The sequence below is a fragment of the Sphingomonas sp. ASV193 genome, assembly GCF_040203355.1.
Lineage (GTDB): Bacteria > Pseudomonadota > Alphaproteobacteria > Sphingomonadales > Sphingomonadaceae > Sphingomicrobium.
In genome coordinates this window covers 123,941-138,323 of the sequence record NZ_JBEHBW010000001.1, presented here as the reverse complement: position 1 = coordinate 138,323, position 14,383 = coordinate 123,941, and the positions used below count along the sequence as shown (strand labels likewise).

Here is a 14,383-nt window from a genome sequence, read left to right as displayed (position 1 = left end):
CCCGACAGGAGCTGGTCGCCGAAAGGGTCAGATAGCTTTGTGTCCGACGCGTAAGCGGGACAAGACGGGTCCGTCGATTGACGGGTAGCCACGGGCCGAAGGAATGAGGCTTTCAGTTGCTGTAATGGCGCTGGTCCGCTGCAGGGGTAAGCAGCATCCGACGTCGAGAGATCGACGTCCCCGTGTAGAAGGAGGGAAGCTGGTCAACCGAAGGGTCAGCTTAGGTTCTCCTCCTTCCGTTTCCTTCAGTTACACCTCCGCCACACCCCGCCTTGGGTTGCTGTGGCGACGCAGCAGCGAGGATCGTCACCTGTCTGGTGGCGGGTCTGGTCCCTGCTGCTGCGAGACTTCCCCGGCACACCGCCGGTGATCCCGACGGGCCACGGAAATGGCCCACTACCACCAGCAACCCACCAGCAAGAAAGTGACATCAAGTGACCGACAACACCATTACGCCTGCGGCTCCCGTCGAAGAGCCGACCCCTGCTGAGATTGCCGAAGCAGGCAAACTCCGGCCACTGGAAAGCCTGGGCTCGGTCTGGGTTCAGAAGGGTCCGGCCACGAACGAGCCCTTCACCACGCCGACCGCCGACGCCTTCGACCCCGAGACCCGTGATCGCATCCGTCGGGAAGCCCAAGGTGATCCCAAAGCGGAAGCCCGACTTGTCGCTGAAGAAGTCCGCAGCAAGTCTCGACAGGCCCGACTGATCATCGGCGCAGCCGACATGACCGCTGCCGAGGCGGAGGCGCTCGACCAGCGCAACAACATCCGCCTCATTGATGAAGAGAGCGTCCGACTTAACGCCGAGCTCATGGCCGTCGACGGCTACATCACGGTCCAAGGTCCCAATGGGGAGCCGTTTCCGGAGCCGGTGCTTGCAATCGCTGAAGGTTCGCAGCGCTATCTCGCTATGAAGGCGCGCCTGAACGAACTGGCCGCTCAACGCTCACTGATCATGGGCCGCGAGGGCCAGAAGGCCCTTGATGAAGCCGCCAAGAAGGACGCGATCCGCAATCGAGAGATTAAGTCGCAGATCGAGGACCGAAAGGAGATCGATCGCCGAGCCAGCGAGATCGCACGGGAGCGCCGCCTCAACGCCGCTGCTGAGACGAAGGCCAAGTTCCTCTAATGGCTCGCTTCTCCTGTCGGGATGGTCGTTGGTACGGGCGTAAGCCGCGCCGTACCGCGATCATTCCGGAAGGGGTTCGTGACGAGAGGGTCTGGCACACCGAGTTGCCGGGAGGGATGATGCGCGTCGACTACGGCGCGCCCCTTCCTCAACATCCCACGAACCCCCAGCCGGTTCGCCGAGCGGACCTTGAACGCGCAAAGCGCTGCTCCGAGGACGTTCCGAAGGCGAACCTAGGGGACACCGACGACGCGCCGCTGGAAACCCTGCGACGCGCCAACGTGGACACCTCTCCGTTCCAGCCCCACCGGGCCATCACCCGCAACGCCTGATCGGAGGACGAATGAGCGATCAAACGGAGATGCTGAAGGCGGAGGCAATCGCAGCCCGCCGAGCGGCGCGCGCACCGTGGCAGAACGCTCATGCTGACCGTCTCCACCGCGAGCGGGAAGCGAGGGCCCGAGCCAAGGCTTGTCGGGCGGCGGAAGCTGCCACCGCATACTGCTCAAAGTGTAAGCAGCGGCTTCCCGCGACGTCCTTTGGGCGTCAATCGTGGTGCAAGCCATGCGCCGCTGCCTATGCGCGGGAACGGTACTATCGCCTCAAGGGCGGCGCAGCTTCAGCTCCACAGGGCCTTGCCAATCTAGAGGGCCTTCCGAACGCCGTAGAGCGCATCGAACAGCTGGCCGCGCTCTTGGCAGGCGTCGGGCCCGGCGAACGCCTGACAAGCGAACAAGGGTGGGACATGACCGCGACAGAGCTTCATCGTCTCTGGTCGGAGACCGGGAACAAGGAGTGCAAGTCGTGCAAGGCGGTCGTCCCGCCAAGCGCCATGCTGCCTCCTGGTCCCGCTAACTTCTACCCCGGCAAATGCCGAAGCTGTGCGGCTGCCGAGTCTCGAGCGCATTCGGAGGCCGTCTTCGGGTCATTCAAGGGCCCGAGACCGATCCTGCTGCGCGACGGCTCGACCATCACTCTCGGCGAGTTCGCCCGCCGCCATCGCGAGCGGGAGCAGAGCCGACCATTCAACGCAATCGGAGCTGACCATCAACACCACAATCCAATCCGCACCGCTCTGGGCTGACCTTAAGGCCTTGGAGCGGTTCCCATTCGCCGGAGCTGCGCGGTCCTTTCGCGATCCGGAGGCTCGCCAGCGTTTCATCGCCCGTGTCCGAAACAACAACGGTCTGTGCACCTACGGCGTCCTTCGGGGCGTCGTTCGGAGCGCCGCTCAGTAACGAGCTGGGCCCCTCCCTGTCCTGTCTCCGGGGAGGGGGTCTTCCCCACCACAGAGGCAGACGAGAGAAGCCAACCGATGAACACCAACGTGGCCCCGGCCACGATCCCGGCCCTGCTCCTTGCAGGCCGCGAGCGCACTTGCGCCCAATGCACCTCCAGCTTCCACCCCTACCGAGCTTCGGCGAGGTTCTGCTCTTCCTTGTGCCGCGTAAGGGCCCACCGAGGCGTTACAGCTTTCGCAGCTGGGGATGGCCGATTGCCTTCCTGTAACGGCTCAAAGGCCGCTCGCACGGTCTCTAGGATGGGCTCCGACCAAGAAGCCCCCCAGTACATCGAGAGTGCCCACGGGGAGCATCGCATCTACCCCCGCACCTACGCCGAGCATGGCCTGCCGTTGCCCGACTATCTCAGGGTCGCCACGCCACTCCGACGTTAGGATTGCGCTCAAACGGGATGACAAACTTCGACCCATTGCGGACGCCCATTTCCTCTGCCAAACGAGATGGATGGACAGCGAATGGGGGAAAGGCTGCGGTCTAACCGCCATCTTCTTCGCGATCTTGGCGCTCGCTTTTTGCGCTAGGTGGAGGGACGCTGGTTCCAGCCAGCCGGCTTCTGACTGCGTTACAGCCATGAGGGAACGCATTCTCGAAAAGACGGCCGAGATGCCGAGCAACGCGATTTTGCGATTGAAAGGTGCCACAGTTGAGCACGACCTCTACGGGAATGAGGAAGATGTCCGTAGGCTTTCGGACAATTTCCGAAGGCTCGGGTGGGTAACCGAGGTGCAGCCCGTCAACGAAGTTGGATGGACTGTGACGCTGAGGGAGGACCCTGCTTTCTTTCGCAAGATTGCAGATCAGAGAGTGCGCCAATTATGCGATGTCGCAGCCAAGAATCGGGTTCGTTATAAATGGTGGATGCTTAGCGCTCGCGACGTAGGCACTGAAGTCTCCCAATGACCGCTTTCCACCCATAGCGGACATTCGGCCCGCTCACTTTTGGCGCAAAAATCCGAAGCGGCTTATCGTTGGAGGCGATTACGATCTCCCCCCGTCACGGGGGGTGGCAAGCGATAAGGCGTGTGAGGAGCGTTCCGTTCCCCTGCGGTTGAGGGTGGTCATCGGGCGCGATAGCAGTCCTACCACGCGGCTTGACGAGCCCTTACAAAACCATCTAACGGACGTCACATGATCTTGTAAGGGGAGTTGAGCTGTGAAGGTCGTCGCCTACTATCGCGTGTCCACCGCCCAGCAAGGCCGCTCTGGCCTTGGCCTAGACGCTCAACGCGCAGCCGTCGCTCGGTTCGCTGAAGGCGAGCGGCTCGAGGTCGCCGGGGAGTTCGTGGAGATCGAGACCGGCAAGGGCTCCGACGCTCTAGACCGCCGCCCGCAGCTCGCAGCTGCCATGGCGCAAGCGGCCCTTCTCGGGTGCCCTGTGATTGTCGCCAAGCTCGACCGCCTGTCTCGCGACGTGGCGTTCATCAGCGGCCTCATGGCGAAGCGCGTTCCGTTCGTCGTCGCGGAGTTGGGCTCCGACGTCGACCCTTTCATGCTCCATCTCTACGCGGCCCTCGCCGAGAAGGAGCGCCGTCTGATCAGTGAGCGGACCAAAGCCGCCCTAGCCGCCGCAAAGGCGCGTGGGGTAAAGCTCGGGAACCCCAACGGAGCCGCAGCGATCCGCAGGGCTGGCAAGGGCACAGCAGCAGCAGTCGAAGCGCTGAAAGCCGGGGCGGACGCTCACGCCCAGCAGCTCGCACCCGTGATCCGACACCTGCAGGCCGAAGGGTACACGTCCCTAACGGCACTGGCAGGGGCACTGAATGAGCGCAGCATGGTGACCCCGAGGGGCGGCAAGTGGCACCCTTCGTCAGTACGCAACTTGCTTCATCGCTTGAGCGAGTGCGAGTAGCTGCTCAACCTTCTACGCTTTGCCCTGCTTTTTTCCGCATCATTCCGCTAAGTTCGGCACCGCTGAGGGGAGTAATTTCGGCATCCTCTGCAGACCCATCATTGACTGAGGCCAAGATGAACGACCCCGCCCTTCAAGGGAAACTTAGAAGATTTCTTCAGCATCGGCGCGACGACGCCGCCGCAGCGCTTGCGAACCGAGTAACCCAACTCGAGGTAAAAGCCTCGATTCATGGCGCACTGGGTAGCGGAAGGTTTGTTCTTCAGGTTCTCGATGCAAGCAAGGACACCTGGAGGGAACTTGTCGACTCCGCAATGTCCGACGTCCGCGGTTTCGTAAGTGCGAAGCACCTTACGGTAGCCGATGCAGTACCCGTCTTTAGAGAGGAGCTAGAAGGGGCGTTGGGGCACCTTTTGGACTTCTCGAAGCTAGTTGATCAGGGCTCAGGACGGTACCCAACTGACGGGGTAAAGGATGAAGTCGAGCGGGTGTGGTCCGAACTGCCAGCCTATCTTGAACTCAGGATCACAGAGCTCGAACTCGGCCTCGGCCCTCAGATCGGTGGCAGTCCAACAGTGACATACGCGATCCAAGCGCACACCATCAGCGGCAACGTTCAGCAAGGCGCCCACCAATCCATGCAGACATCGGTTGTCAGTGGCGACACGCTACTCAGCAACCTGACTTCGACCATTCAAAGCGAAATCGCGGACGGAGAAACCCAAGCAGCGCTGCTCGAACTCGTGCGCGAACTGAGCGAGACCAAAGGCACACCCGGGTTCCTCAATGCCTACCAGCGTTTCATGACTGCCGCTGCAAATCATGTAACGGTGCTGGCTCCGTTCCTTCCAGCGCTCGCGCAGATGCTAGGATAGTCGTAGGAATGCGTGAGCCTTAAAAGGGCACACCGTCGTCATACTCGATTTCTAGAGGCCAATTGACCTGCGGCGAAACGCGTACTCGTTCAGACACATAGTCCGCGATCAGAAACCTAGCGGCGAAAGCGTACTCCGGACTTTGCCGGATTGAGACAGCCATATGTCCTTCTTCTTGTCCCTGAGGGACTCTAACGAACTGGCTCGACGTGGACATATAAAGTGCCATGCCTTGCCGCTCTAACTCGGCGAGCGAGCCATTGAGGGCCGCCACGCTTTCCAGACGATCGATAAGGGACGTAAAGCGAAGTGGGGGTTGGTCATGAATGCACCACGGGTCGCGGATGAGCGACTCGACCTGCTTAATGGCCTTTCGAAGGGTAGGCATCGTGGCTTCGGTAGGCTCGCACGAGCACTCGAATGCAGACATTACGGCACGCTCCAGCGCGCGAACGACCTGATCGGCATTCGTAACCCTTTTTAGGGACGTTTGGACCTCGGCTTCTGCCTCGGCTTCCAACACTTCGGGTTCCTTGAATGGCTCCACCGCGAGAAGCCCAACGGGCGGTACTCCGAGAACCGCCGCGATCTCCGCCAGCGTTTCAGCACGGATTGGCAAGCCGGTTTCGGCTCTCTGGATGGTACGAACGTTCACGCGAGCTTGGTGCGCTAAGTTTTCTTGAGTCAATGCCCGACGCTCGCGAGCACTCTTCATCTTCTTAGGATCGACGTACATTCCTCGGTCTCCTTCCGCAGAAGAGCAATGCACCGACTTTACCCGACAATGCCACGGCGTGTGCACGAAAGCGATACGACTTGCGCCCGACACTTCTGCAATCCACCCGACAGCTATACGGCATAAACCCGACATTCCCGACAAAAGGCGGTTTTGTCGCTGGGATGCGGCGGCCTTCGCTCCGAGGGTCTTGAAGTCCCGCAAGTGAACAGGTTGTGCCCCCCCGCCGCCGCGATCTCCAGCGCGCGCTTGGCGACTTCCTGCCCCTTGACCTGGACGAGGTCGGGTCCGCTCGCGGCCTCCTCGGCCACCCCCGGCTCGGGCGCTCGGAGCAGCTGGGTGCCCTTGAGATGCGCCAGCAACGCCAGCAGGTCGGGCGCGGCGAGCACCTCGACCTGGCCCGCCCATGCCGCCTCCGCCCCCTGGCTCGCCGGGCAGATCAGCCCCATCCCCTGCTGCGAGGCATGGAGCGCGGCGAGCAGCACGCCGGGCGACGGCGCGATCCGCCCGTCGAGGCTTAGCTCGCCCACCGCGACATAGTGCGACAGGCTCTCGGCATCGGCCGCCCCGACCGCCGCGAGCAGCCCGAGCGCGATCGGCAGGTCGAAGTGCGAGCCTTCCTTGGGCAGGTCGGCGGGCGACAGGTTGATGGTGATCACCTTTGGCGGCAGCGCCAGCCCGATCGACGACAGCGCCGCGCGCACCCGCTCGCGGCTCTCGGCGACCGCCTTGTCGGGCAGCCCGACGATGGCGAAGCGCGGCACCCCGCTCGACAGCTGGACCTGAACCTCGACGGGCCGCGCCTCGAGCCCGAGGTACGCGACGGTGGCGACGGTGGCGACCATCAGCCGCGCCCCCGCGTCGCCCGCACTGACCGACTTTGCAACATTCCCCCTGGCTTCGGCGCGGTCACCTTAGCCTTGCCGCGTGGACCCGCAAGACCCACATCGTTCGGGCGATGAGCGACTATTCGCCCCTTACCCGCTGGCGCGCCAACCCGATGGTGCGCACCTGCCTGTTCGGCCTCGGCGTCATGCTGATGCTCGGCTCGCCGCTGGTCGGGGTCATCCCCGGTCCCGGCGGGGTGTTCGTGTTCGCCGCGGGCCTCGCGCTCGCGCTGCAGAACAGCCACTGGGCCAAGCGCCAGTACGTCCGATTCAAGCGCTGGCAGCCCAAGGCCGGACGCTGGGCCGACTGGGGCCTTCGCCGCCGCAGCGCGAAGCGGCGCGAGGCGATCGCGAAGGGCGATCCCGCGGCGCGAATCGATTGACTTGCGCCCCGTCCTTGCGTAGGGGCGCCCCCAACGAGGCCGCATTGCGCGGCCCTTTTCTTTTCTTTTCGATTTTTGAAGGCATGAGCGATGAAGCGCACTTTCCAGCCGAGCAATCTGGTCCGCAAGCGGCGGCACGGGTTCCGCAGCCGCATGGCGACGGTCGGCGGCCGCAAGGTGCTGAACGCGCGTCGCGGCCGCGGCCGCAAGAAGCTCAGCGCCTAATCACCCTCACCAGGCGGAGCGATTTCCTCGCCGCCAACCGCGGCCGTCGCGCCCCCATGCCCGGCTTCGTCCTGCTCGTCCGCCCGCGCGGCGACGGCGACGACACCCGGCGGGTCGGCTACACCGTCACCAAGAAGGTCGGCAACGCGGTCGTCCGCAACCGAATGAAGCGCCGGCTTCGCGCGCTCGCCCGCGAATATCTGCCGACCCAGGGTGTCGCGGGCGCCGACCATGTCCTGATCGGCCGCGAAGGCGGGATCGAGCGCGACTTCGCCCTGCTCCGTGACGAACTCCAGCGCGCGCTCAGGAAACTCGCCAAGTGATCGCCCGCGCGATGATCCTCGTCACCCGGGCGTGGCAGAAGGGGCCGAGCCGCGTGCTCCCGCCCTCGTGCCGCTTCCAGCCGAGCTGTTCGGCCTATGCGATCACCGCGATTGAGCGCTATGGGGCCACCAAGGGGGGCTGGCTCGCGCTCAAGCGGCTGCTCCGTTGTCATCCGTGGGGCGGCAAGGGTCCCGACCCGGTCCCCTGACCGGCGCCACAAGAGGTTCGAGGAAGACCGTGCAAGACAATAAGAACATGGTGCTGTTCATCGTGCTCAGCGCGCTGATCCTGCTCGGCTGGAGCTTCCTGTCGGACAAGGTGATGCCGACCGCCGGGCCGCAGACCCAGAAGGTGCAGAACGGCAAGGTCGTCGCCACCCCGCAGCCGCAGGCGAGCCCCGCCGCGCTTCCCGCGACGCTCCAGGACCGCGCCGCCGTGCTCGGCGCGACTCCGCGCCTGCCGATCGACACGCCCGCGCTCAAGGGCTCGATCAACTTGAAGGGCGCACGGTTCGACGACCTCGACCTCGTCACCCAGCGCGAGACGATCGCCCCCAACTCGCCCCCCGTCCGCCTGCTCTCGCCGGCGGGCGCGAAGGGCGCCTATTTCGCCGGCTTCGGCTGGAGCGGCCAGGGCGTCGCGGTCCCCGGCCCCGACACGGTGTGGACCGCCAGCGCCCCGGTGCTCAAGCCCGGCGCCCCGGTGACGCTCAGCTGGACCAACCCGACCGGCCAGACCTTCCAGCTGATCGTCTCGGTCGACGACAATTACCTGTTCACGGTCAGGCAGCGCGTCGCCAACGCCGGCCCCAACGCGATCTCGGTCACCCCCTACGGCCTCGTCAACCGCGCCGAGGCGAGCCCCGACAAGTCGATGTGGACCAACCACGTCGGCCCGGTCAGCTATCTCGGCGGCAAAGCCAATTACGGGGTCGACTGGAAGGACCTCGACAAGGACCCGGCGGGCACCACCACCCAGTCGAACGGCGGCTGGCTCGGCTTTTCCGACAAATATTGGCTGACCGCGCTCGCCCCCGCGGGCAACGCCCCGATCGCCGCCTCGGTGCGCAAGGCGGCGAGCGGCGCCTACCAGGCCGACTATAGCGACGCGCCCGAGCTGATCGCCCCCGGCCAGGCGGTTTCGACCGACGCGCACCTGTTCGCCGGCGCCAAGGACTACGACCTGCTCCAGAAGTATGAAGCGCAGGGCATTCCCCAGCTCAACCGCGCGATCGACTGGGGCTGGTTCCGCTTCTTCATGATCCCGATCTTCAGGCTGCTCCTGTGGCTGTTCCACGTCACCGGCAACTTCGGCGTGGCGATCATCTGCCTGACGCTGATCGTTCGCGGCGCGATGTTCCCGATCGCCGACAAGCAGTTCAAGTCGATGGCGGCGATGCGCACCATCCAGCCCAAGATGAAGGCGATCCAGGAACGCTACAAGGACGACAAGCCGCGCCAGCAGCAGGAAATCCTCAAGCTCTACCAGGAGGAAAAGGTGAACCCGGCGGCGGGCTGCCTGCCGATCCTCATCCAGGTCCCGATCTTCTACGCGCTCTACAAGGTGCTGATGGTCAGTGTCGAAATGCGCCACCAGCCGTTCGGGCTGTGGATCCACGACCTCTCCGCGCCCGACCCGATGACCCCGGTCAACCTGTTCGGGCTGCTCCACTTCACCCCGCCCGCCTTTCTTGCGATCGGGGTGCTGCCGATCATCATGGGCATCACCATGTACATGCAGTTCAAGCTCAATCCGCAGCAGATGGACCCGATCCAGCAGCAGATGTTCTCGATCATGCCGTGGTTCCTGATGGTCATCATGGCGCCCTATGCGGCCGGGCTGCTGCTCTACTGGTGCTGCTCGAACATCCTCACCCTGCTCCAGCAGAAGTGGCTCTACCACCGCTACGGGCTGACCAAGACCAGCGACGCGCAGGGCGCGGTTCCGGCCAAATAGTGGACGAGGCCGCCCCCGACCTCGCCGAACAGGCGCGCAAGCTGTTCGCCGGGCCGATCGACTTCCTGAAGTCGGCGCCCGGCCTCCAGCATTTGCCCGACCCGGCCGCGCCCGAGATCGCCTTCGCCGGGCGCTCGAACGTCGGCAAGTCGTCGCTGATCAACGCGCTCACCAACCGCGCCAAGCTCGCCCGCGCCTCGAACACCCCGGGGCGAACGCAGGAGCTCAATTTCTTCGACGTCGGCCGCCCGCTCAGCATCCGGCTGGTCGACATGCCCGGCTATGGCTTCGCCGAGGCGCCGAAGGACATGGTCAAGCGCTGGCGCTTCCTCATCAACGACTATCTGCGCGGGCGGCAGGTGCTCAAGCGCGCGCTGGTCCTCGTCGACGCGCGCCACGGGCTCAAGGACGTCGACCGCGACGTGATGAAGATGCTCGATGCCGCCGCGGTTAGCTACCACCTCGTCCTGACCAAAGCCGACAAGGTCAAGCCGACCGACCTCGCGGTGACGCTCGACAAGATCCGCGCCGAGGCGGCCACGCATCCCGCCGCGCACCCGCTGATCCTCCCCACCTCGAGCGAGACCGGCAGTGGTATCGCCGAGCTTCGCACCGCGATCCTTGCCGCCGCGCGCGATTGACGGGTAGGGACGCGGGCCATGCTCAAGCTGATCGTCGGCAACCGCGCCTACTCCTCCTGGTCGCTCCGCGGCTGGCTCGCGCTCAAGCAGTCGGGGCTCGAGTTCGAGGAACTGGTCGTGCCGCTGTTCGACGAGAATTGGGAAAAATCGCGCGAAGGCGACGAGTTCGCCCCCGGCGGCGGCAAGGTCCCGCTATTGTGGGACGGTGACCTCGTCGTGTGGGACAGCCTCGCGATCATCGAATTTTGCGCCGAGCGCGCGGGCCGCGAGAAATATTGGCCCGAGGACGAGACCGCGCGCGCGATGGCGCGCTCGATGGCGGCCGAGATGCACTCGAGCTTCGCCAACCTGCGCCGCGAGCTGCCGATGAACGTCCGCCGCAACTTCGGCAGCCGCGCGCTCTCGGGCCCGGTCGAGGCCGAGGTCATCCGCATCCTCAACCTGTGGGCGCAGGCGCGCGCGCGCCACGGCTCGGGCGGCGAATATCTGTTCGGCCCATGGTCGGCGGCGGACATCATGTTCGCGCCGGTGGTCACCCGCTTCGTCACTTACGGCGTCGCCGTCCCCCCGTTCGCCGCCGCCTACATGGAAGCCGTGCTCCACCGCGCCGACATGGTCGAATGGATCGAGCTCGCGCAGGACGAGCCGTGGGTGATCGAGCAATATGAAAGCCCGCCCAGGGCCTAGGCCCGGCTGGCGTCGTAGGGCGTCCCGTCGCGCCGGGTATAGCGCCCGTCCTCGGTGAACAGCATGTCGATGTCGCTATAGCCGCCGCGCCCGCGCGGCCCGGCGCTGATCGCGACGAAGCGGCACGGCGCGCCCGACCGGTTGACGAGGTGATGGCCGTCGGTCGATCCCTTCGCCCAGGCGGCGACGTCGCCGGGGGTCAGCACCGTCTCGCCGCCGTCCTCGACCAGCACCGCCTCGCCCTCGATCATCACCACCAGCTCGTCCTCGGCCTCGTGCCAGTGCCGCTGGCTCGACCAGGCCCCCGGCTCGAGCGTGACCATGCTCGCCCCCATCTCGGTCAGCCCGGCGAGCGGCGCGATCCGCTTGTACCATCGCCCCGCCACCGCGGCGTCGAACGGCGGCGGATAGCCGGTCCGGTTGACCGCTTCGATCGAATCGAGGTCGACTTTCGGCATGGCCGTCTCCTTGCGTCGCGCCAACCGGCCCGACCGCAATCGGCGTTGCGGCTGGCCGGTCGTCGCCCTAGTCACGCCTCATGACCGACCCGATCGACCTCGCCAAGGCCCTCATCGCCATCCCCAGCGTTACCCCCGCCAGCGGCCCGGTGTTCGACGTTCTCGAGGCCGCGCTCGCCCCGCTCGGCTTTACCGTCCACCGCTTCACGCTCGGCGAGGCGCCCGACGGCCCGACCGAGAACATGGTCGCGATCCGCGACGCCGGCCCCGGCCCGCACTTCGCCTTCGCCGGCCACCTCGACGTCGTCCCCGCGGGCGACGGCTGGGCGAGCGACCCCTATAAGCCCACGGTCGCCGACGGCGTCCTCACCGGCCGCGGCGCGGTCGACATGAAGTCGAGCATCGCCGCCTTCGTCGCCGCGCTCGACCGGTTCGACGCCCCCGGCACGCTCTCGCTGCTGATCACCGGCGACGAGGAAGGCTATGCCACCTTCGGCAGCCCGCGGATCATCGACTGGCTCAACGAGCGGTCGATCCGCCCCGACATGATGCTGATCGGCGAGCCGACCTCGGTCGACCGGCTCGGCGACACGGTCAAGGTCGGGCGGCGCGGCTCGGTCAACATGTGGATCGAGGTGCCGGGGACGCAGGGCCACGTCGCCTACCCCCACCTCGCCGACAACCCGGTCCCCGGCCTCGCGCGGATCGTCGCCGCGCTCTCGGCGGTGACGCTCGACGACGGCACCCCCGCCTTCCCGCCCTCGAACCTCGAATTCACCGCGCTCTCGACCCCGACCGCGGCGAGCAACGTCATCCCCGCCAGTGCCACCGGCCAGCTCAACATCCGCTTCAACGACCTCCAGCGCGGGGAGGATCTCGTCCGCCTGGTCGAGGAAATCGCCGCGCGCGAAGCCCCCGGCGCGACCGTCCGCGCGCGGATCTCGGGCGAAGCCTTTCTCACCCCGCCCGGCGCGATCTACGATCACCTCGTCGCGGCGATCGAGGACGAGACCGGCCTCACGCCCGAGCTATCGACCAGCGGCGGCACCAGCGACGGCCGCTTCTTCCACAAGCTCTGCCCGGTGGTCGACTTCGGCCTGCCCAACGCCTCGATGCACAAGGTCGGCGAGCATGCCCGCCTCGACGACATCCGCGCGCTGACGCGGATCTACCGCCGCGTGCTCGAGCGCGTATTCGCCTAGGCCGCCGCGCGCCGCGACCAGGCGCGGAATTCGTCCTCGAACATCGGCTGGGCGAAGATATGGCCCTGCACCGTATGGCAGCCCATCGCCCGCAATATGTCGGCCTGCGCCGCGGTCTCGACCGCCTCGGCGACGATCTCCGCCCCGAACGCCTTGACCAGCTCGATCACCGCCTGGACCACTTCGCGCGCCTGCGCGCTGGTGCCGATGTCGGCGATCAGCGACTGGTCGATCTTGACCCGGTCGAACGGCATCGTCCGCAACCGCGCGATGTTCGAATAGCCGGTGCCGAAATCGTCGATCGCCACCGTCGCCCCTGCCGCGCGAAGCGCCTCGATCTCGGCGATCGTCGCGGGCGAACAGTGCATCGCCGCCGATTCGGTGAACTCGAGCTCGACCAGCGACAGCGGCACCCCCGCTTCGGCCATCGCGTCGCGCAGGTGCGGCAGGAAGTCGGGCCGGTCGAGCTGGCGCGGGCTGATGTTGAACGACACCCGCCGCGCCTGCCCCTCGCGGTGCCACGCCGCCAGGATCGAGGCGACCTCGGCCACTACCCAGTCGCCGATCTCGTTGATCAGCCCGGTCTGCTCGGCTACCCCGATGAAGCTGCCCGGAAGCCGCACCCCGTCGCGCGGGTGGTTCCAGCGCAGCAGCGCCTCGGCCCCGGTCATCTCGCCGGTCGTCAGGCTGACCTGCGGCTGGAGCGCGAGCAGGAATTCGCCTCGCTCGATCGCCTCGCCGAGCGCCGCCTCGACCTCGATCCGGTTCTGATATTCGCGCGCCAGCGCCTCGTCGAACAGGCAGTGGCGGCTGCCCCCCATCGACTTGGCGCGGTACATGGCGATGTCCGCCGCGCGCATCAGCGACTCGATCGTCGCGCCGTGCCCGGGGCACATCGCCACCCCGACCGACGCGCCGATGTCGACGCTGTGCCCCTGGAGCTCGAACGGCTCGCCGATCGCCAGCGCGATCCGCCGCGCGATCCGCACCGCCTCCTCGACCTTCGCCACCCGCGGCACGAACAGGGTGAACTCGTCCCCCGCCAGCCGCGCCAGAAGCAGCCCCGCCTGCGCGTCCTCGGCATTGACCAGCACCCGCAGCCGGTTGGCGACCATCACCAGCAACTGGTCGCCGCGCGCGTGGCCGAGGCTGTCGTTGACCGACTTGAACCGGTCGAGGTCGACGAACAGCATCGCCGCCAGCACGCCCTCCTCGCGCGCGGCGAGTAGCCGGTCGGCCTCGGAGCGGAAGTTGAGCCGGTTGGGAAGCGAGGTGACCGGGTCGTACATCCCCAGCGCATGGGCGTTGTCGATCGAGCTTCGCACCTCGGCGAACAGGCTGTCGACCGCCGCCGCGACCTTGGGCATCGAGCGCTGGACGATCGCCGGCGCCGGCGAGGTCAGGTCGCCATGCTCGACCGCCAGCAGCCGCTCGCCGAGCGCGTTCAGCGCACGCGCGCTCTCGCTGTTGGGGCGTTCGGAGGCGACATAGCTGATCAGCAGGCAGAACGCCCCCGCGACCAGCGCGGCGACGATCTTCTGGTCGAACTCGGTGATGGTCAGCAGCGCGGTCAGCGAGAACAGGAACGAGGCGACCCCCGCCGCGAACGACAGGATGGCATTGCTGATCTTCTGCGCCGTCCCTGCCTTCACCGCCGGACCGTCCCCCTTCGCGCGCGTCGCGCCGCGTGAGGCTCCAGCGCTAAATAAAACGGGTTAAGAAAGGATGG

At 66.1% G+C, this 14,383-nt stretch carries 14 protein-coding genes and 1 pseudogene; 11 read left to right on the top strand and 4 right to left on the bottom strand.

The window, feature by feature from the left end; genetic code table 11:
- Positions 1-434 precede the first annotated feature (434 nt).
- From ABDK56_RS00760 to ABDK56_RS00750, 3 genes are all read left to right on the top strand, one after another.
- Complete coding sequence (locus ABDK56_RS00760) at positions 435-1,130, top strand: hypothetical protein (protein ID WP_349806165.1); 696 nt, start codon at positions 435-437, stop codon at positions 1,128-1,130.
- A 2,454-nt stretch (positions 1,131-3,584) separates the two neighbouring features.
- Positions 3,585-4,280 (top strand): recombinase family protein, encoded by a 696-nt coding sequence (locus ABDK56_RS00755; protein ID WP_349806164.1) that lies wholly within the window; start codon positions 3,585-3,587, stop codon positions 4,278-4,280.
- Between the two features lie 116 nt (positions 4,281-4,396).
- Positions 4,397-5,155: a hypothetical protein gene (locus tag ABDK56_RS00750; protein ID WP_349806163.1), complete on the top strand. Its 759-nt coding sequence runs from the start codon at positions 4,397-4,399 to the stop codon at positions 5,153-5,155.
- A gap of 19 nt (positions 5,156-5,174) precedes the next feature.
- Here ABDK56_RS00750 and ABDK56_RS00745 read toward each other — a convergent pair whose 3' ends face one another.
- Together ABDK56_RS00745 and ABDK56_RS00740 are read right to left on the bottom strand one after the other, a co-directional pair.
- The gene (locus tag ABDK56_RS00745; protein ID WP_349806162.1) at positions 5,175-5,891 is read right to left on the bottom strand and encodes a helix-turn-helix domain-containing protein; all 717 of its coding nucleotides are present in this window, start codon (positions 5,889-5,891) and stop codon (positions 5,175-5,177) included.
- 197 nt (positions 5,892-6,088) lie between these two features.
- Positions 6,089-6,736 (bottom strand): annotated as a pseudogene (locus tag ABDK56_RS00740) (magnesium chelatase domain-containing protein); the annotation flags it as partial.
- 113 nt (positions 6,737-6,849) lie between these two features.
- On the opposite strand from ABDK56_RS00740, the gene ABDK56_RS00735 reads away from it, so the two are divergent.
- The 7 genes from ABDK56_RS00735 to ABDK56_RS00705 all read left to right on the top strand — a co-directional run bounded on the left by ABDK56_RS00735 (position 6,850) and on the right by ABDK56_RS00705 (position 10,994).
- On the top strand, positions 6,850-7,161 hold the full coding sequence (locus tag ABDK56_RS00735; RefSeq protein ID WP_349806160.1) for a hypothetical protein: 312 nt from the start codon (positions 6,850-6,852) through the stop codon (positions 7,159-7,161).
- Between the two features lie 90 nt (positions 7,162-7,251).
- Positions 7,252-7,386: a 50S ribosomal protein L34 gene (rpmH, locus tag ABDK56_RS00730; RefSeq protein WP_028970824.1), complete on the top strand. Its 135-nt coding sequence runs from the start codon at positions 7,252-7,254 to the stop codon at positions 7,384-7,386.
- 56 nt (positions 7,387-7,442) lie between these two features.
- Positions 7,443-7,709, top strand: coding sequence for a ribonuclease P protein component (rnpA, locus tag ABDK56_RS00725; protein ID WP_502959238.1), 267 nt, complete (start codon positions 7,443-7,445; stop codon positions 7,707-7,709).
- On the top strand, positions 7,706-7,918 hold the full coding sequence (gene yidD / locus ABDK56_RS00720) for a membrane protein insertion efficiency factor YidD (RefSeq protein WP_349806159.1): 213 nt from the start codon (positions 7,706-7,708) through the stop codon (positions 7,916-7,918). The genes rnpA and yidD overlap by 4 nt, the downstream gene beginning before the upstream one ends.
- Positions 7,919-7,947: 29 nt before the next feature.
- Positions 7,948-9,666, top strand: a complete 1,719-nt coding sequence (gene yidC, locus ABDK56_RS00715) for a membrane protein insertase YidC (RefSeq protein ID WP_349806158.1) — start codon at positions 7,948-7,950, stop codon at positions 9,664-9,666.
- Positions 9,666-10,307 (top strand): ribosome biogenesis GTP-binding protein YihA/YsxC, encoded by a 642-nt coding sequence (gene yihA, locus ABDK56_RS00710; protein ID WP_349806157.1) that lies wholly within the window; start codon positions 9,666-9,668, stop codon positions 10,305-10,307. The genes yidC and yihA overlap by 1 nt, the downstream gene beginning before the upstream one ends.
- Before the next feature lie 18 nt (positions 10,308-10,325).
- Entirely contained in the window at positions 10,326-10,994 is a 669-nt protein-coding gene (locus ABDK56_RS00705) for a glutathione S-transferase family protein (protein ID WP_349806156.1), read from the top strand.
- Here ABDK56_RS00705 and ABDK56_RS00700 read toward each other — a convergent pair.
- Entirely contained in the window at positions 10,991-11,452 is a 462-nt protein-coding gene (locus tag ABDK56_RS00700) for a cupin domain-containing protein (protein WP_349806155.1), read from the bottom strand. The genes ABDK56_RS00705 and ABDK56_RS00700 overlap by 4 nt on opposite strands.
- 80 nt (positions 11,453-11,532) lie before the next feature.
- Between ABDK56_RS00700 and dapE the strand changes: the two genes are divergently transcribed.
- A complete protein-coding gene (dapE, locus tag ABDK56_RS00695) occupies positions 11,533-12,654 on the top strand; it encodes a succinyl-diaminopimelate desuccinylase (RefSeq protein ID WP_349806154.1) in 1,122 nt (373 codons plus the stop codon).
- On the opposite strand, the gene ABDK56_RS00690 is transcribed toward dapE, so the two are convergent.
- On the bottom strand, positions 12,651-14,306 hold the full coding sequence (locus ABDK56_RS00690; protein ID WP_349806153.1) for a putative bifunctional diguanylate cyclase/phosphodiesterase: 1,656 nt from the start codon (positions 14,304-14,306) through the stop codon (positions 12,651-12,653). The two genes, dapE and ABDK56_RS00690, sit on opposite strands and share 4 nt — an antisense overlap.
- Between the last annotated feature and the right edge of the window lie 77 nt (positions 14,307-14,383).